This is a genomic window from Ciceribacter azotifigens, from assembly GCF_048159625.1.
Taxonomy (GTDB): domain Bacteria; phylum Pseudomonadota; class Alphaproteobacteria; order Rhizobiales; family Rhizobiaceae; genus Allorhizobium; species Allorhizobium azotifigens.
The window spans coordinates 1-16,114 of record NZ_JBLQTA010000004.1; the positions used below are offsets into that span (position 1 = coordinate 1).

Below are 16,114 nucleotides of genomic sequence, written 5' to 3' on the forward strand. Positions count from 1 at the left end.
ATGGATGACGACCGTCTGTAGGGCCGTGATCCGGTTCATGCAGGCCTGCGCCCTTCCGGCCGTGCTGCCGGCACCGCCGACATAGATGTCGAACCACGGATGGCCGCGGTGGCCGGTATGACAGGGCCCGGTCTGCGGACGCGGACCGTCGCCGCAGACATCTTCGACGATTGCGTACTTCTTCAGCCGCTTGAGGTAGATACGTGTCCCGGCGGGCACGTCGAGCGTCTGGCGGCCGTTGGCGATCGAGTGGCCGACAGCCAGCGTGATCGGGTCGTTGTAACTGCCGCTGCCGCCGGCGAGGCGATGGACGACGGGGCGCGCGATTTCCGCCGAGCCCGGCGGTGTGTTGTCCCAGTAGCTGTAGCCGGTGATGTAGGCAGTCAACTGGACAGTCTTGCGCTCGACGGCCGCCGCCTTGACTTTCGTCAAGTGCGGAGCTTCCTGCGCCGAGGCACTGTTTAGAGATATACTTGCGCCCCCAAGAAACGCCGCGAGAGCGATTCCCGAGAACAGCTTTGACGAGAATGAGGGAGATGTCAGCCGCATATTAGTTCCACCCTGAGAATCAGCAGGAGACCTGCATCGCCCAGCATGGATACTTTCGATTACGCCTTCATTGTGTTCGTACTTCAAATTTTAGGCATACGAAATTTTGGGTATTGCTGCGGCGTGCGACCGTTCCTATCGGCGGACAACCGGCTGGACCGGCGCGATTTCCGCACCGGTCCGCACTGCCGAAAGCTGAAGAAAATCAGGCGGCGGCGGCGATTTCGCCGGTATCGTAGCAGTCCGCCTCGATGGCCGCCGCAATGAAGGCCTCCCGGGCGATCTCGGCGCTGCAGATGCGCTTCAGGGCTGCCTCGCACTGCCGCGATGCATTGTCGCGGTGCCTGCCGCGACGAAGGGGCCATTCGTTTTCAAGGAAGTCCTTCGCCTCGTAGGGGCCGTCGAATCGGCGGGTCAGTCCCGAGGGAAGGCGGATGATGACGGGCTTGCACCAGGTGATATGCAGTTCGTTCATGTGGTCCTCCATGGCGGGCGACAAACGTCCGCGGAGGAAGGAAGTTCCCGACGAAGGCGCAGAAATTGTGACGCTGCCCCGTTATTACCCGAGCAGGCGTTCGAGCCAGTCCCGCGACAGCACCCTCTCCAGCTCGGCGGCAACCTCGTCGAGTGCCGCCTCGACGCCGGCGCGGTAGCTCTCTCCGCCGCCCTCGATCCCGAAGCTCGCGAGCAGCCGCCTGCGATAGGCGTCGCTGCCGAAGAGCCCGTGCAGGTAGGTGCCGATGACACGACCGTCCGGCGAACTCGCCCCGTCGGCGCGTCCGTCGATCATCACCGGCGGGCGGGCGCAGTCCGGCCCTTCGGTGCAGCCCATGTGGATTTCGTAGCCCGACAGCGGCACGCCGTAGTCCACCGAATGTGCGGAACTGTTGCGAACCGTCTTTTCCGGCGCCATCACGGTCTCGACGTCGAGCAGTCCGAGCCCCGCCACCCGCTCGCGCTCGCCTTCGATCCGCAGCGGATCGGCGACGCTGGTCCCCAGCATCTGGTAGCCGCCGCAGATGCCGATCACCCTCCCGCCACGACGCACATGCGCGGCGATGTCGTCGTCCCAGCCCTGGTGCTTCAGGTCCTCGAGGTCGCCGATCGTCGATTTCGATCCCGGCAGCACGACGAGGCCGGCATCAGCAGGAATGCGTTCGCCTGGACGCACGAAGACCAGTTCCACCTGCGGCTCCGCGGCAAGCGGGTCGAGGTCGTCGAAATTGGCGATCCGCGAGAGCATCGGCACCGCCACCTTGAGTGCGGCACGACTGCCGCCGGCAAGCCGTTCCAGCACGACGGAATCCTCTGCCGGCAACCGGGACGCGGCCTTGAGGAAAGGTACCACGCCGAAGCACGGCCAGCCGGTAAAGCCTTCGACGGCGGTGATCCCGTCGGCAAAGAGCGAGACGTCGCCGCGGAACTTGTTGATGATGTAACCGGTAATCATCGCCCGGTCCTCGGGCGGCAGGATGGTGTGCGTGCCGACCAGCGAAGCGATGACCCCGCCGCGGTCGATGTCGCCGACGAGCACGACGGGGACCTTCGCACGGGACGCGAAGCCCATGTTGGCGATGTCGCCGGCGCGCAGGTTGATCTCCGCCGGCGACCCGGCGCCTTCGACGATCACGAGGTCAGCACCGTCGCGCACCGTCTCGTAGCTTTCGAGCACGGCGGAAAGCAGTTGCGGCTTCAGCCGCTGGTAATCCCTGCCCTTGGCCTGCCCGAACACCCGCCCCTGCAGGATGATCTGGCTGCCGGTGTCGGATTGCGGTTTCAGCAGCACCGGGTTCATGTGCACCGAAGACGGCGTGCGCGCGGCAAGCGCCTGCAGCCATTGCGCCCGGCCGATCTCGCCGCCGTCGTCGGCGACCGCCGCGTTGTTCGACATGTTCTGCGGCTTGAAGGGGCGTACCTTCAGCCCGCGATTGGCGGCGAGCCGGCAGAGGCCTGCGACCAGCACGGTCTTGCCGACGTCTGAGCCGGTCCCCTGCAACATCACCGCTTTCGCCATTCCGCCGTTCTCCCGGACCTCGCAGCCGCGCCTCGGCCTCGGGGGCCGCTCGCCCCTTCTCTCCTGCCCAAATCTCGTCCGCGCCGCAAGGGCTCTCGCCTCGGGACGTTCGTCTTCGCATTCGTTGGAAAAAGAATAGCCGCCTTGACGGCGGCACGATCGGTGCATCCGGCCCGGATGGCCCCCGAGCGTCGGCCAGCGAGGGCCGGGTCTTTCAGCGTCTCCGGTACGCAAAACAAATGAGCCGGAGACGCTGACGGCGAAAGACCGCACCGCCGACCATAGACGGACATTCTTTCCACTTGGTTTACTTGCGTCGGCTTGTTCGCATTTTCGCGCCGCTCATTGATCTCGCTCCGGAAATTTAGAACATAGAGAAAAACATTTATTTCCAGCCGGATGAAATCGTTTGTTAACGCGAAAAGACGGACGGAAGGTTGATTTATCCGCCGGACAGGATACGCTTTGACAAGGTGCCCCATAGAGACGTGAGGCATCCGTGCCGGGACCGGGCGTCTCCTGACACCGCGCGGTCCGTCGTCGGGCGTGCCGTCACAATGGCGCGGCAAATCTGTCGTATGGGCGACAGCACGGAGCAGCACTGCAGGCGACGCAAGCCGTCGAAGAAAGAGAAGACAAGGGAACCATCAAGACCAGGAGGTCCGAAGACATGATGAAATTTCTCGCCGCCGCCGTTCTCGCCGCCGGGCTCCAGTCCGTCGCGGGAACCGCCGGAGCCGCCGAATGCGGCGATGTCTCGATTGCCGAAATGAACTGGGCCTCGGCCGGCGTCGCCGCCCATGTCGACGGGATCATCCTGGAGAAAGGTTACGGCTGCAGCGTCACGCTCGTCACCGGCGACACCGTACCGACCTTCGCCTCGATGGACGAGAAGGGCGAACCGGACATGGCGCCGGAGCTCTGGGTCAACTCGGTGCGCGATCTGATGGACGCGGCCGTCAAGGAAGGCCGGCTGATCCGGGCCGCGCCGATCCTCAGCGACGGCGGCGTCGAAGGCTGGTGGATCCCCAAATACCTCGCCGACGCCCATCCCGACATCAGGACGGTCGAGGCGGCGCTGGCGCATCCGGAACTCTTCCCCGCGCCGGAAGACCCGTCAAAAGGCGCGGTCTATAACTGTCCGTCCGGCTGGACCTGCCAGATTTCGACCGCCAACCTCTTCAAGGCGGTCGGTGCCGCGGACAAGGGTTTCGTGCTGGTCGACACCGGGTCGGCCGCCGGCCTCGACGGCTCGATCGCCAACGCCTTCGAGAAGAAGGCCGGCTGGCTCGGCTACTACTGGGCCCCGACGGCGATCCTCGGCAAGTACGAGATGGTGAAGCTGAGCTTCGGCGTCGAACACGACAAGGCCGAATGGGACCGCTGCACCGGCATCGCCGACTGCCCGGACCCGAAAGTCAATTCTTATCCGGTCGCCGGCGTGTTCACCGTCGTCACCAAGGCCTTCGCCGAAAAGGCGAGCGTCGCGATGGACTATGTGAAGACCCGCAAGTGGGACAACCAGACGGTCGGCGCCGTGCTTGCCTGGATGGACGCGAACCAGGCGGACAACGAAGAGGCGGCGGAACATTTCCTCAAGGAATATCCCGATCTCTGGACGACCTGGGTCCCCGCCGACGTCGCGGCGAAGGTCAAGGAATCGCTCTGAGCCAACCCTCACGGCCGCGCCTCCCGTGTGCGGCCGCCTCCTGCCGGCCTCCGTTCGCCCCCGGTGCTGACCTCTCTCGCCGGCATCCCGAAAGGACCTCGAGATATGGCCTCTGGCATCTGCGCCTTCCTGCCCGAACTCGCCTGCCGTTTTCCCGCCCTCGACGAGGGCCTGCTGCGGGATCTTCGCAAATCGGTCGACGCCGCCTTCAAGACCTTCGTGCGCACCTATGGCGACGCGATCGACCGTGCGACGGAACCGCTGCAATGGCTTCTGAACGGTCTCGAAAAGCTCTTCGTCGATGCGCCCTGGCCGCTCGTGCTGCTCGTCGTCGCGGGCGTCGTGCAGGCGGTCGGCCGCGATCTCCGCATCACGCTCGGCGCGATTGCCGCGCTCGTCGCGATCGGTCTCCTCGGGCTCTGGGAGGACACCATGGTGACGCTCGCCATGGTCACCGTCTGCACGGCCGTCTCGGTCGCCGTCGGCATCCCGCTCGGCATTGCGCTGTCCCGCTCCGACCGGCTGCAGGCGGCGGTGATCCCCGTCCTCGACGTCATGCAGACGCTGCCGAGCTTCGTCTATCTCATCCCCGTGGTGATGATCTTCGGCATCGGCAAGGTGCCGGGCCTCATCGCCGTCGTCGTCTATGCCGTGCCGCCGATGATCCGCCTCACCAATCTCGGCATCCGTCTCGTCGACCGTGAGGTCGTCGAGGCGGCCGACGCCTTCGGTTCTTCCGCCCGCCACCGGCTCTTCGACGTCGAGTTGCCGCTTGCGCTTCCCACCATCATGGCCGGCGTCAACCAGACGATCATGATGGCGCTCGCCATGGTCGTCGTCGCCTCGATGATCGGCGTGGGCGGGCTCGGCCGCAACGTGCTGCAGGCAATCACCAACCAGTTCTTCACCATCGGCTTCCTGAACGGCTTCGCGCTGGTCGCGATCGCGGTCGTCTTCGACCGGGCGAGCCAGTCCTACGGCAAGCGCCTGCAGCGGCATCTGGAGGTCGTCCATGGCTGAGGGGCGGATCGAGATCCGCGGCCTTTACAAGATCTTCGGTCCGCACGGCGAGCGCTATGTCGACGCGGTGAAAGCCGGCCTCTCAAAGGCCGAACTCAACAGCCGCCACGGCCATGTCCTCGGCCTCAAGAACATCGACATGACCATTCCAGCCGGCAAGGTGACCGTCATCATGGGGCTTTCCGGCTCCGGCAAGTCGACGCTCATCCGCCACATCAACCGGCTGATCGAGCCGACCGCCGGGGAGGTCTTCTGCGACGGCATCGACATTTGCCGCATGAACGCTGCCGAGCTTGGCGAATTTCGCCGGCACCGCACCGCGATGGTCTTCCAGAATTTCGCCCTCCTGCCCCATCGCACCGTCCTCGAAAACGCGTTCTACGGGCTGAAGGTCCAGGGCGTTCCCCGTCGGGACGGCATACCACGCGCCGCCCGCTGGATCGCCCGTGTTGGTCTTTCCGGATACGAGAAGCACTATCCGAACCAGCTCTCCGGCGGCATGCAGCAGCGCGTCGGCATCGCCCGCGCGCTCGCCACCGATGCCGACATCCTGCTGATGGACGAGGCCTTCTCCGCCCTCGATCCGCTGATCCGCGTCGACATGCGCTCGATGCTCCTCGACCTGCAGGCGGAGCTGAAGAAGACCGTCGTCTTCATCACCCACGATCTCGACGAGGCGCTGGCCCTCGGCGACCGTATCGTCATCCTCCGCGACGGCGAGATCGTCCAGCAGGGAAGCGGCCAGGAGATCGTGCTTGCCCCCGCGGACGACCACGTCGCCGCCTTCGTACGGCAGGTGAACCGCGGCCGGGTAATCGAGCTCGGCTCCGTCACGCGGCCCGTGGACGGCACCGCAAGCGACCTCGCCCTGCCCGCCTCGACCCTCCTCGATGATGCCGCGCGCACGATGACCGGCGCCGGCCGGTCCATCGCAGCAGTCGTCGATGCGGATGGCGCACTCGTCGGAACCGTTGATCTCGCGGCCATCCTCGCCGCCATCGTGACACCGGCCGATGCATCGCCCGCCGCGGATTGAGCCGCAGGAGACGCTGGCGGCAAATCCCGTTGCGGCGCAGGCCGGCATTCTCTATGGGTTGACCGATTGATTTCTTAGAGGGGACGACCCATGGCCACCGCTTCCGATCCGCTTTCCAGACTGCTTGCCGAAAAGGGCGTCCTGCTCGCCGATGGCGCGACCGGCACGAACCTGTTCGCCATGGGGCTCGAAGCCGGCGAGGCGCCGGAGCTCTGGAACGAGAGCCACCCGGAGCGGATCGTGAAACTCCACCAGGACTTCGTCGATGCCGGCGCCGACATCATCCTCACCAATTCGTTCGGCGGCACCCGTCACCGGCTGAAGCTCCACAAGGCGGACGATCGCGTCTTCGATCTCAACCGGAAGGCCGCCGAGATCGCCCGCTCCGTCGCCGACAAGGCGCCGCGCAAGGTCATCGTCGCCGGCTCCGTCGGCCCGACGGGTGAGCTCCTGCAGCCGCTCGGCGCGCTCACCTACGAGGATGCCGTCGCCGCCTTCGTCGAGCAGATGGAAGGCTTGAAGGCCGGGGGCGTCGACATCGCCTGGATCGAGACCATGTCCTCGCCGGAGGAAATTCGCGCCGCCGCCGAAGCCGCCGTCAAGGTCGGCCTGCCCTACACCTACACCGGCTCCTTCGACACCGCCGGCAAGACGATGATGGGCCTTGCGCCGAAGGACATCCACGGCGTTGCGAAGGACATCGGCGACGGCCCGGTCGCCGTCGGCGCCAATTGCGGCGTCGGCGCCTCCGACATCCTGGCGAGCCTGCTCGACATGACCTCCGCCGATCCGGCCGCCACGGTCATCGTCAAGGGCAATTGCGGCATTCCCGAATATCGCGGCGCCGAGATCCACTATTCCGGCACGCCGCCACTGATGGCCGAATATGCCAAGCTCGCCCGCGACGCCGGCGCGAAGATCATCGGCGGCTGCTGCGGCACCTCCTGCGGCCACCTCGCCGCCATGCGGCAGGCGCTCGACAACTATACGCCGGGCCCCCGCCCGACGATCGAGACCATCGTCGAGCACATCGGCCCTTTGCGCAACAAGACCGCCGAGGAATCCTCGGGCGATGCCGGCCGCGAACGTCGCGGTCGCCGCCGCGGCTGATCGCATCGGCTGCCCGGTCATTCGCCGGGCAGCCGTCTCCCGCGCTTGCGTCGCCGGCCCGGCTGTCCTATCCGGATGAAAAGACAGCCGAATCGAAAAGACGAGGGAACACGTCATGTCCGCGCAATCGCTCCCCTTCCCCGACCGCGAAACCGTCGCCGACAAGCTCGGCACGCTTGCCGATGCCGACCAGGCTTTCCTCAAACTCCTCTTCGAGAACCCGGCGCAGGACGAAAGCCTGTTCGAAGGCCTGCACCTCTATCTCGACCGCGCGGCGGCTGCGCCCTTCCTCAATTCCCTGAAACTCGAACGCTGCGGCGAATGGCTCGGCGACACCGCGCCCGCCCGGCTGCAGATCCGCCTTTCGGAAGCGGCGAAATCCGGCCAGCACCCCGCCTACCGCTCATTCCGCACCGGCCTCGACCGCTCCGGCGGCCTCGAGCGCGCCTATCCGAAGGCGTCCGTCTGAGGAAGGCAAACTCTAGCGCACCGCCTCACCGCCCGCTCAATTGCGGCACGGCGCCGATCACCGCGATGATGGGTCCGAGCGGAAAGAGGCGGTCGCGCCGCCCGCGTTCGGGGATGTAAGCGCTGGAGATCGTCCCGTCGAGATAGAGCGCGTTCGGGCAGCCGAGCGTGTCGCGGAAGAGGCGGGCGAAATCGTAGAAGCGCACCGGCGTGTTCGCGATGACGAAATGGACCTTGCCGTCCCGATCCACCCCGACGCCGTTGCGGATCTTGAAACTGTCGCTGTCCGGTAGGAATTTCGGGTGCAGCGCCCCGTCGATCACCAGCATCGGCCCCGACTGGGTCGCATAGTCGGCTGCGGTGTGGCCAAGGGCATAGCGCCGGCTTTCGGTGATCGTCGCCTTGCCGTCCTTCACCGAAAACACCCCGTTCGGCAGCAGGTGGAAATTTCCCCATCCCGCCTTCATGCTGATCGGCCGGCGCTCGATCCCGTATTCGACGAAGAGCCCCACCGGCGAGAGATCGTCGTGGTACATGCCGCCGTTCGTCGCGAAGACGAGATAGTGCCGCTCCTCCCAGAGCTGCCGCACCAGCGCGTCGAAGCCGGAAAACGGCCTGCCCGCGGGATCGCTGTGGTAGATGCGGATTTCTTCCGTCTTCGGATCGAAGTCGCAGGCCGTGTAAGCGGTGTTTTCGACGACGAGGTCGCGGCACGCGGCAATCGCCGGCCCTGAAAGACACGCCGACGCGGCCATCAGAACGATTGCGGCAACCAGGCGCCTTGCGAAAACCCGCTGAATTCTCATCGATTTCCTGTCTGCTGAAGCCGCCCGACCTGCACGCGCCGGTGTCGAGACTTATGCCGCAGTTGCTCGCGCGTTGGAAGCCGCTCAGCCGGCGGGCAGCGAAAGTGCCGCCATGTGGAAACGGATCTGGTCCGCCGGATAGGTGTGGTCGCGGCCAACCGGGCAGGCCGCGCGGGCGAGACACCCCTGTTCGAGACAGGTCCGCCCCTCCTCAGAGGCGAGGTGGCGCCGGCAGGCGGCGACATCGAAACCCGCCACAGTCACCGCGCCCGCGGGACACGCTGTCAGGCACGGTTTCTCGCGGCAGCTTTCGCAGACCGGCGTCCCCGTCCCCTCTTCCGTCTTGATGTCCGTGAAAACCTCCGCAAAGCCGAGTGCGCCGCGATAGCCGTGCCAGAGGCCGTAGCGGGGATGGGCAAGGATGCCGAGCGGCGAGACAGCAAGCCCTTCGGCGGCGATCGCCCAACGCTGGAAGGGCTGGTAAGGCGGATCGGAGGGATAGTAGGGAGAGGCGCCGAAGGCCGCGGCGATCGGGCCGATCACCGCCTTCGACCAGGTGTCGAGCGGGTCGGCAAGCTCGGCGGGCATCGTCGCCCGCCAGTCGCAGAAGGCCCGCCACATCGCGCCGCCGGCATGGCCGACGAGCACGACGGTGCGGGCCGTAGTGCCGCCGGGAAGACGCGGTCCGCCCTCCCCGTCTGCGAAATGCACGCTGCCGCGCGGCATGAGCCCGTGCGGCCGGAGCGCCGCGCGCAGCAGTCTCTCAGGGCCGCTCACCGCGGCCCCTCGAACTTGTAATGCGGGCGCCAGACCTCCTCCTGGATCATGTCGGCCACCGCCACCGCTCCGCCTTGCTCCCTGGCTTCGGGATGCCTTCAAGAGAAGGCGTCGGGCATCTCGTCCTTGCGCTTGGCGATATAGGCAAGCAGCGCCTCGTCGATCGTCTCGTCGAGCGCCGGCGCCTCGTAGGAGTCGAGCCACGAACGGCAGAGCGCGTTGGCGCGGTCCTCGATCCGCTTCTTGCCCTCGATCTCCCACTGCTCGAACGAATTGTTGTCGGCGAGCGCGGAGCGATAGAAGGCCGTCTGGAAGTTCGCCTGGGTGTGGGCGCAGCCGAGATAGTGGGCACCGGGGCCGACTTCGCGGATCGCGTCCATCGCCTGGCCGCTTTCGGAGAGATCGACGCCGGCGGCCATCTTCTGCATCATGCCGCACTGGTCCTGGTCGATCATGAACTTCTCGTAGCAGGCGGCAAGCCCGCCTTCGAGCCAGCCGGCGGCGTGCAGCACGAAGTTCGTGCCGGCGAGCAGCGTCATGTTGAGCGTGTTGGCGCTTTCATGCGCGGCCTGGGCGTCCGGCACCTTGGAGGCACAGAGCGAACCGCCGGTACGGAACGGCAGTCCGAGACGACGGGCGAGCTGGGCGGCACCATAGGAAACGAGCGCCGGTTCCGGCGTGCCGAAGGTCGGCGCACCCGACTGCATCGAGATCGAGGCCGCGAACGTGCCGAAGAGCACCGTCGCGCCGGGACGCACGAGCTGGGTGAAGGAGGCGCCGGCGAGCACTTCCGCGAGAATCTGCGTCAGCGTGCCGGCGACCGTGACCGGGCTCATCGCGCCGGAGAGGATGAACGGCGACAGCACGCAGGCCTGGTTGTGGCGGGCATAGACCTTGGCCGCGCCCAGCATGGTCTCGTCGAACACCATCGGCGAGTTGGCGTTGATGAGGTTCAGCATCACGCAATTGTTCTCGACGAACTCGTCGCCGAAGACCAGCTTCGCCATGGCGACGGAATCTTCCGCGCGCTCCGGCGCGGTCACCGAGCCCATGAACGGCTTGTCGGAATATTTGATGTGGCTGTAGACCATGTCGAGGTGACGCTTGTTCACCGGGATGTCGACCGGCTCGCAGACAGTGCCGCCCGACGAGTGGATCGACGGCGCCATGTAGGCGAGCTTGACGAAATTGCGGAAGTCCTCGAGCGTCGCATAGCGGCGGTTGCCGTCGAGGTCGCGCACGAAGGGCGAACCGTAGACGGGCGCGAACACGGTCGCATTGCCGCCGATCTGGACGCTGCGTTCCGGGTTGCGCGCGTGCCAGGTGAATTCCGAGGGGGCAGTCTTCAGGAGTTCGCGGCAGAGCCCCTTGGGGAAATGCACGCGCTCGCCCTTCACGTCGGCGCCGGCCTTCCTCCACATGTCGAGCGCCTCGGCGTCGTCACGGAATTCGATGCCGATTTCCTCGAGCACGGTGTCGGCATTGCGCTCGATGATCGAGAGACCTTCCTCGTCCAGCACTTCGTAGACCGCGATCTTGCGGGTGATGTAGGGCATCTGCGGGCCCGCGCCAGCTCCTCCGCGCGATGCCCGGCGTGCCGCCGCCCCGCGGCCCTCGCCCCGCGAACGCCGGCCTGCGGCGGCGCCCGTCTGCTGTGTCGTCTCGTCCATGGTCTTTTCCTCGCTCTCGCGCCCGAGCGGCGCTCGTTATCGCGGCTATGCTATTCGTTTTGAGGCGTGAAACCTTTCTTAATGCGCCAACCACTTGCATGAGACAGACATCGCGCGGCGCGAGACGGGCACCGGACCGACATCGACGCTGTCGCCGCCGTCGCTTTTCGCGGCACGCAACGTCGCATTCGAAAGGGGGTTTCTGCTATATTGCGGTTTAACTGCATCACAGGCAGTCTCGAACTGCAATCGGAATCGCGTTTCAGGCAAGCGGGAACCAATACAATGTCAGATGACGAAATCATTCTTGAAGATCTGTCCGACGACGAGCTCGTGCAGCAGATGCACGACGACCTTTATGACGGCCTCAAGGAGGAGATCGAGGAAGCCACCCGCATCCTGCTCGATCGCGGCTGGGCTCCCTACGATGTCCTGACCAAGGCACTCGTCGAAGGCATGCGCATCGTCGGCGTCGACTTCCGCGACGGCATCCTCTTCGTGCCGGAAGTGCTGCTCTCTGCGAACGCCATGAAGGCCGGCATGACCATTCTTCGCCCGCTGCTCGCCGCCACCGGCGCGCCGAAGCAGGGCAAGATGGTCATCGGCACCGTCAAGGGCGACATCCACGACATCGGCAAGAACCTCGTCGGTATGATGATGGAAGGTGCGGGCTTCGACGTGATCGACCTCGGCATCAACAACCCGGTCGAGAACTATCTCGAAGCGCTGGAACGCGAAAAGCCCGATATCCTCGGCATGTCGGCGCTTCTGACCACGACCATGCCCTACATGAAGGTCGTCATCGACACGATGAAGGAAAAGGGCATCCGCGACGATTACGTCGTGCTCGTCGGCGGCGCGCCGCTCAACGAGGAATTCGGCAAGGCCGTCGGTGCGGACGCCTATTGTCGCGACGCGGCCGTGGCCGTGGAAACCGCCAAGGAATTCGTCGCCCGCCGCCACAACAGCCTCGGCGCCCGCGCCTGATCGCGGCCGCGATCTGCGGTTCCGTTCAAATACTGCTGCGCCGGCCGCCTCAGCGGCCGGCCTCCCATTCTCCGGCGACAACCGTGAAGGCCGCCGGCTCCGTCTGCCGGCCGGGCTTGGGCCAGACCGATGACAGGCTTGCCGCCACCAGGGCGGCAACCATATAATAGGCGCTCAACCGCGCGAGGGACTGCGGCGATATGGGAACGCCTCCGCCGGCCTACTTCGCGGCGTTGTCGACATCCCGTCCGGCGGCCTGGGTTGCATCGACGGCATTGGCCGTGTCCTTGCCCATCCCCCGAATGGTGTTGCCGCAGCCGGCAAGAGCGACGCCCGACGCGAGAAGAACCGTAGCGATTGCGAGTTGCCTGAAAATCATGATCGAGAACTCCGTAAACGATGGTGATGACGTTGTCGGCTCTGCCTCCCTCCAACGCGGCGGGCGGCAAAAAGTTCACGTCATCGCCTGCGGCGCCCTCGCCCGCGAGATCCTCGCCGTCGCCCGCATGAACGGGCTCGACCATATCGAGCTCACCTGCCTCCCGGCGATCTGGCATGCGACACCGGAAAAGATTGCGCCGGGCGTCGAACAGGCGATCGCCGAGGCGCGCGCCGCGGGTGCCGCCCGCGTCTTCGTCGCCTATGCCGATTGCGGCACCGGCGGGCTTCTCGACACGGTGCTCGCCCGCGAGGGCATCGAGCGCCTCTCCGGCCCCCACTGCTACTCGTTCTTTTCCGGCAACGACGCCTTCGCCGCCCGCGAGGACGACGTCACCACCTTCTTCCTCACCGATTTTCTCGCCCGCCAGTTCGAGGCCTTCGTCATCGAGCCGCTCGGCCTCGACCGCCACCCGGAACTCCGCGACCTCTACTTCGGCAATTACGAGAAGCTCGTTTATCTCTCGCAGCAGGAAGATCCCGAACTGCAGGTCAAGGCGCGCGAAGCCGCAGCCCGCCTCGGACTCGCTTACGAATACCGGTTCACCGGCTACGGCGACCTGCAACACGAGCTGAAGGCGCTCGCCGCCCCGAAGACGGACGGCTGAGGCCGTTCACCGGTTTTGCCACAAAGAAGAGATCAGTCGACCGAATGGGCGACGCTGCGGCCGGCATCCTGGGTGGCGTCGACGGCATTGCCGACGTCGCGGCCGATGCCGCGGATCGTATTGCCGCAGCCGGCAAGCGAAAGAAGTGCAAGGCCGATCAGGGCGGCCGCGGAGATGCGGGTAAAGGACACGGGGTTAACCTCTCCTCTCTTGTTCCAAAGCGAATCTGCGAGAGCGTCCATCGCACCGGCTTTGGGTAAAAGCAAGGCGAAGCGCGGTTTCGAAAATCATTGGCCCGGACTGCCATCCGGAGGCGGGTTTCCCCACCCCCGGCGGCAGGTCATGCCGGCTCAATAGCCGCGGTTGTTGCCGACATAGACGTTGCCGGTCTGGCTGTCGGCGGTATTGGCGACATCTGTCGACCCGACACGGTAGAAGTTGACGCCGTTGAACGCCACCGGAACGATGGAACCGTTCGTGGAACCGCTCACCACATTGCCGACGATCGAGATCCGGCCGGCCGAACCGTTGTTCGAATAGCCGATGCCGGTGACGGAGGCTTGGACGAGGTTGCCGGTCGCCAGCAGGTCGTAGGTCGCCTCGTTGGTGCCGAGCACGATCCCGAATCCGGCGGCATCCTCGATCATGTTGCCGGTCAGCACGCAGAGCCCCTCCACCTGGATGCCGCAGGCATTGGAGACGGTCGGCGAATAGCCCGGATCGTTGATCGTGTTCTTGGTAATGTGGCGGATGTGGTTCGAGGAGATCGCGATCCGCCGGGCTATGCCGTCGCTGTAGAGCCCGAGATTGACGACCTTGATTCCGTCGCCCGCCTGCTCGATGATGTTGTCGGCGACCACCGCGCCGTCGAGGGTCAGGCCCGGAGCGGTCGCTTCGACGAAGACCGAGCATTCCCGCGCCGAGATGCAGTGGTTGCCGGTAATCTGGGCCGCGCCGGAAGCGTTGAAGCGGATGCAGGAATACTGCACGTTCGAGATCGTGTTGCCCGACGCCTTCACGCCGACCGCCCTGTAGACCACGATGCCGTTGCCGTTCTGGCCGGTGCCGCCGCCGGCCGTGGCGATGCCGTCGATGATGTTGTCGATGATCGTCGACCCGTCATACTCGACGCCGCCGCCGGCCGGCTCGCGCCAGACATAGACGCCGTTGTTCGAGCAGGTGGTGATGCGGTTGCGCGCCACCGTCACGCGGCTGTTGTAGACAAGCACGCCGACCGAGCAGTTGTCGATCGCACAGTCGACGATCGTGCCCTGCGCACCGGTGAGCGCCACGACTCCGGCCTTGGCGCTACGGGTCACCCTGCAGCCCGTGAGCTGAAAGCCCGTGCAGTTCTGGAAGCGCACCAGGCCCGCCTGGTTCGAGCCGTCGCTGATCGCGGCGTTCTGTCCGTCGAACACGACCCCTGCCAGCAGAACGTCGTTGATGCCGTTCACCTGCAGCAGATGGCTGCCGCTGGTGAAGCGCAGCGTCGCCGCCCCCGCGACGGCCGCCCGCATCGTGAGCTTCTGCCCGCCGCCGGTGGCCGTGTCGACGGTCAGCGCACCCGTTGAGAAGATGCCGCTCAGCAGCACCAGTGTCAGCCCGTTCGTGCGGGCATAGTTCATCGCATTCTGCACGGTCGTCGACACCCAGCCGGTGCCGGGGGAAGTCGTCGCGGCACTGAGAACCAGGACTTCGCTTTCACGCTTGTAATAGGGCATTTGACGTCTCCTTCTGTCGTTCCCGCCTTCTCGGACGGACCTATTTTCAGCACCCCTGACGCAGCATTCGACATCAGAGGAATATAATCCTAATCTCGATTCTGGTTGTTTCTGTGACCGGAATGATCGCCAATAGGTTGAACGAAATGCCGGAAAACGCGGCGCTGCCCGCGCGTCGCCACCACGGCCGCCTTAATTCAGCCGCAACATTTTCCGGGCACGATGGTTCTTATGGAGATTGAAACGAAGATGATGGCAGACGGAGCGGAGCCGGTGACGGCAGCTTTCGACCGGAACGGAGAAGGCGCCTCAGGCGAGCATCTTTCGCTGCTGCTGGAGCGTCTGGCGCAGACGCCGCACGGCGGGTGCCATACTCGCCCTCGTCTTCTGAGCCAGCCCCTGCGGCCCCGTTCTGCGAGTCCCGAATGACGCTAAATCCGCCGGAGATGACCGAAGACGCCCGCGTCGTGGTGATGACCGCCGGAGGCCCCAATCCCGCCGTCGTCATCAATGCCCTTGCCGCGCGCTGGCCGAACCTCCACGTCATCCTCGAAGACCCGGAATCGAAGCTCGACATCACTCGTCGCCGTGCGCGCCGCTTCGGCTGGCTGAACGCACTCGGCCAGCTTGCGACGATGATGGCCGGTCGTCTTCTCCGCCCGCTCGCCGCCCGCCGCACCGCCGAGATCTGTCGCAACCGCAACGCCGATCCGGTGATGCCGGAACGTGTCCCGGTCAGCCGGGTCGCCTCCATCAACGATCCCCGATGCGCCGAGCTCATCCGGGAGCTTCGACCCGCCGTGATCCTGCTCGTCAGCACCCGGCTGATGGCGCGGACGACCATCGAGAACCTTCCCTGCCCGGTCCTCAACCTCCATGCGGGCATCAACCCCGCCTACCGTGGCCAGATGGGTGGATACTGGTCGCTGGCGCTCAACGACGCCGGCAATTTCGGCGCCACCGTGCACCTGGTCGATGCCGGCACCGACACCGGCGGCACGCTCTACGAGGTCCACACCCGTCCCGAACCCGGCGATTTCATCGCCACCTATCCGCTGACGCTGACCATCGCCTCGCTCGGAATCGTCGAGCAGGCGGTCGAGGACGCCGTTCACGGCCGGCTGCGGCCGAAGCCCGCCGAAGGGCCGTCGCATTTGCGCTTTCCGCCACCCCTCTGGACCTGGCTGCGCTACGGCCTCACCCGCGGCATCTGGTAGGTTCCCGCTCGACCGGGAGCACAA

General features: G+C 65.7%; 17 protein-coding genes. 8 read left to right on the forward strand and 9 right to left on the reverse strand.

The window, feature by feature from the left end:
• From ACM6UT_RS07330 to ACM6UT_RS07340, 3 genes are all read right to left on the reverse strand, one after another.
• On the reverse strand, positions 1-432 hold a 432-nt coding region (locus ACM6UT_RS07330; RefSeq protein WP_416796698.1), incomplete at its 3' end, for a hypothetical protein.
• A gap of 322 nt (positions 433-754) precedes the next feature.
• Positions 755-1,024 carry a DUF982 domain-containing protein gene (locus tag ACM6UT_RS07335; RefSeq protein ID WP_416796699.1) on the reverse strand — a complete coding sequence of 90 codons (270 nt, stop codon included), beginning with the start codon at positions 1,022-1,024 and terminating at the stop codon, positions 755-757.
• Between the two features lie 84 nt (positions 1,025-1,108).
• Positions 1,109-2,563, reverse strand: coding sequence for a cobyric acid synthase (locus tag ACM6UT_RS07340; protein ID WP_416796700.1), 1,455 nt, complete (start codon positions 2,561-2,563; stop codon positions 1,109-1,111).
• 670 nt (positions 2,564-3,233) lie between these two features.
• On the opposite strand from ACM6UT_RS07340, the gene ACM6UT_RS07345 reads away from it, so the two are divergent.
• The 5 genes from ACM6UT_RS07345 to ACM6UT_RS07365 all read left to right on the forward strand — a co-directional run bounded on the left by ACM6UT_RS07345 (position 3,234) and on the right by ACM6UT_RS07365 (position 7,867).
• A complete protein-coding gene (locus tag ACM6UT_RS07345; RefSeq protein ID WP_416796701.1) occupies positions 3,234-4,232 on the forward strand; it encodes an ABC transporter substrate-binding protein in 999 nt (332 codons plus the stop codon).
• Positions 4,233-4,337: 105 nt separating this feature from the next.
• A complete protein-coding gene (locus tag ACM6UT_RS07350) occupies positions 4,338-5,252 on the forward strand; it encodes an ABC transporter permease (protein WP_416796702.1) in 915 nt (304 codons plus the stop codon).
• Complete coding sequence (locus ACM6UT_RS07355) at positions 5,245-6,288, forward strand: quaternary amine ABC transporter ATP-binding protein (protein ID WP_416796703.1); 1,044 nt, start codon at positions 5,245-5,247, stop codon at positions 6,286-6,288. Before ACM6UT_RS07350 ends, ACM6UT_RS07355 begins: the two co-directional genes overlap by 8 nt.
• 90 nt (positions 6,289-6,378) lie before the next feature.
• Positions 6,379-7,398 (forward strand): betaine--homocysteine S-methyltransferase, encoded by a 1,020-nt coding sequence (bmt, locus tag ACM6UT_RS07360; protein ID WP_416796704.1) that lies wholly within the window; start codon positions 6,379-6,381, stop codon positions 7,396-7,398.
• Positions 7,399-7,513: 115 nt separating this feature from the next.
• Entirely contained in the window at positions 7,514-7,867 is a 354-nt protein-coding gene (locus ACM6UT_RS07365; protein WP_416796705.1) for a hypothetical protein, read from the forward strand.
• Between the two features lie 25 nt (positions 7,868-7,892).
• On the opposite strand, the gene ACM6UT_RS07370 is transcribed toward ACM6UT_RS07365, so the two are convergent.
• The 3 genes from ACM6UT_RS07370 to ACM6UT_RS07380 form a co-directional block, all read right to left on the reverse strand.
• Positions 7,893-8,672 carry a phosphodiester glycosidase family protein gene (locus ACM6UT_RS07370; protein ID WP_416796706.1) on the reverse strand — a complete coding sequence of 260 codons (780 nt, stop codon included), beginning with the start codon at positions 8,670-8,672 and terminating at the stop codon, positions 7,893-7,895.
• An 84-nt stretch (positions 8,673-8,756) separates the two neighbouring features.
• Complete coding sequence (locus ACM6UT_RS07375; protein ID WP_416797077.1) at positions 8,757-9,398, reverse strand: ferredoxin; 642 nt, start codon at positions 9,396-9,398, stop codon at positions 8,757-8,759.
• Between the two features lie 149 nt (positions 9,399-9,547).
• Complete coding sequence (locus ACM6UT_RS07380; RefSeq protein ID WP_416796707.1) at positions 9,548-11,119, reverse strand: trimethylamine methyltransferase family protein; 1,572 nt, start codon at positions 11,117-11,119, stop codon at positions 9,548-9,550.
• Between the two features lie 285 nt (positions 11,120-11,404).
• Between ACM6UT_RS07380 and ACM6UT_RS07385 the strand changes: the two genes are divergently transcribed.
• Positions 11,405-12,106 carry a corrinoid protein gene (locus ACM6UT_RS07385; protein WP_129330632.1) on the forward strand — a complete coding sequence of 234 codons (702 nt, stop codon included), beginning with the start codon at positions 11,405-11,407 and terminating at the stop codon, positions 12,104-12,106.
• Positions 12,107-12,326: 220 nt separating this feature from the next.
• Here the strand turns inward: ACM6UT_RS07385 and ACM6UT_RS07390 are convergent, their stop codons facing one another.
• Positions 12,327-12,485 (reverse strand): entericidin domain-containing protein, encoded by a 159-nt coding sequence (locus ACM6UT_RS07390; protein WP_416796708.1) that lies wholly within the window; start codon positions 12,483-12,485, stop codon positions 12,327-12,329.
• Between ACM6UT_RS07390 and ACM6UT_RS07395 the strand changes: the two genes are divergently transcribed.
• Positions 12,484-13,152: a DUF1638 domain-containing protein gene (locus ACM6UT_RS07395; RefSeq protein ID WP_416796709.1), complete on the forward strand. Its 669-nt coding sequence runs from the start codon at positions 12,484-12,486 to the stop codon at positions 13,150-13,152. The two genes, ACM6UT_RS07390 and ACM6UT_RS07395, sit on opposite strands and share 2 nt — an antisense overlap.
• Positions 13,153-13,184: 32 nt before the next feature.
• Here the strand turns inward: ACM6UT_RS07395 and ACM6UT_RS07400 are convergent, their stop codons facing one another.
• The gene (locus ACM6UT_RS07400; protein WP_449250279.1) at positions 13,185-13,328 is read right to left on the reverse strand and encodes an entericidin domain-containing protein; all 144 of its coding nucleotides are present in this window, start codon (positions 13,326-13,328) and stop codon (positions 13,185-13,187) included.
• 174 nt (positions 13,329-13,502) lie between these two features.
• The gene (locus tag ACM6UT_RS07405; protein WP_416796710.1) at positions 13,503-14,873 is read right to left on the reverse strand and encodes a TIGR03808 family TAT-translocated repetitive protein; all 1,371 of its coding nucleotides are present in this window, start codon (positions 14,871-14,873) and stop codon (positions 13,503-13,505) included.
• Positions 14,874-15,298: 425 nt separating this feature from the next.
• Here ACM6UT_RS07405 and ACM6UT_RS07410 point away from each other — a divergent pair, with 425 nt between their 5' ends.
• The gene (locus ACM6UT_RS07410) at positions 15,299-16,090 is read left to right on the forward strand and encodes a formyl transferase (RefSeq protein ID WP_416796711.1); all 792 of its coding nucleotides are present in this window, start codon (positions 15,299-15,301) and stop codon (positions 16,088-16,090) included.
• The last annotated feature ends 24 nt before the right edge of the window (positions 16,091-16,114 follow it).

Excerpts from the sequence above, each read along its gene's own strand:
- ACM6UT_RS07335 (WP_416796699.1), bottom strand. The coding sequence starts at position 1,024 with ATGAACGAACTGCATATCACCTGGTGCAAGCCCGTCATCATCCGCCTT.
- ACM6UT_RS07340 (WP_416796700.1), bottom strand. The coding sequence starts at position 2,563 with ATGGCGAAAGCGGTGATGTTGCAGGGGACCGGCTCAGACGTCGGCAAG.
- ACM6UT_RS07345 (WP_416796701.1), top strand. The coding sequence starts at position 3,234 with ATGATGAAATTTCTCGCCGCCGCCGTTCTCGCCGCCGGGCTCCAGTCC.
- ACM6UT_RS07350 (WP_416796702.1), top strand. The coding sequence starts at position 4,338 with ATGGCCTCTGGCATCTGCGCCTTCCTGCCCGAACTCGCCTGCCGTTTT.
- ACM6UT_RS07355 (WP_416796703.1), top strand. The coding sequence starts at position 5,245 with ATGGCTGAGGGGCGGATCGAGATCCGCGGCCTTTACAAGATCTTCGGT.
- bmt (WP_416796704.1), top strand. The coding sequence starts at position 6,379 with ATGGCCACCGCTTCCGATCCGCTTTCCAGACTGCTTGCCGAAAAGGGC.
- ACM6UT_RS07365 (WP_416796705.1), top strand. The coding sequence starts at position 7,514 with ATGTCCGCGCAATCGCTCCCCTTCCCCGACCGCGAAACCGTCGCCGAC.
- ACM6UT_RS07370 (WP_416796706.1), bottom strand. The coding sequence starts at position 8,672 with ATGAGAATTCAGCGGGTTTTCGCAAGGCGCCTGGTTGCCGCAATCGTT.
- ACM6UT_RS07375 (WP_416797077.1), bottom strand. The coding sequence starts at position 9,398 with ATGCCGCGCGGCAGCGTGCATTTCGCAGACGGGGAGGGCGGACCGCGT.
- ACM6UT_RS07380 (WP_416796707.1), bottom strand. The coding sequence starts at position 11,119 with ATGGACGAGACGACACAGCAGACGGGCGCCGCCGCAGGCCGGCGTTCG.
- ACM6UT_RS07385 (WP_129330632.1), top strand. The coding sequence starts at position 11,405 with ATGTCAGATGACGAAATCATTCTTGAAGATCTGTCCGACGACGAGCTC.
- ACM6UT_RS07395 (WP_416796709.1), top strand. The coding sequence starts at position 12,484 with ATGATCGAGAACTCCGTAAACGATGGTGATGACGTTGTCGGCTCTGCC.
- ACM6UT_RS07390 (WP_416796708.1), bottom strand. The coding sequence starts at position 12,485 with ATGATTTTCAGGCAACTCGCAATCGCTACGGTTCTTCTCGCGTCGGGC.
- ACM6UT_RS07405 (WP_416796710.1), bottom strand. The coding sequence starts at position 14,873 with ATGCCCTATTACAAGCGTGAAAGCGAAGTCCTGGTTCTCAGTGCCGCG.
- ACM6UT_RS07410 (WP_416796711.1), top strand. The coding sequence starts at position 15,299 with ATGACGCTAAATCCGCCGGAGATGACCGAAGACGCCCGCGTCGTGGTG.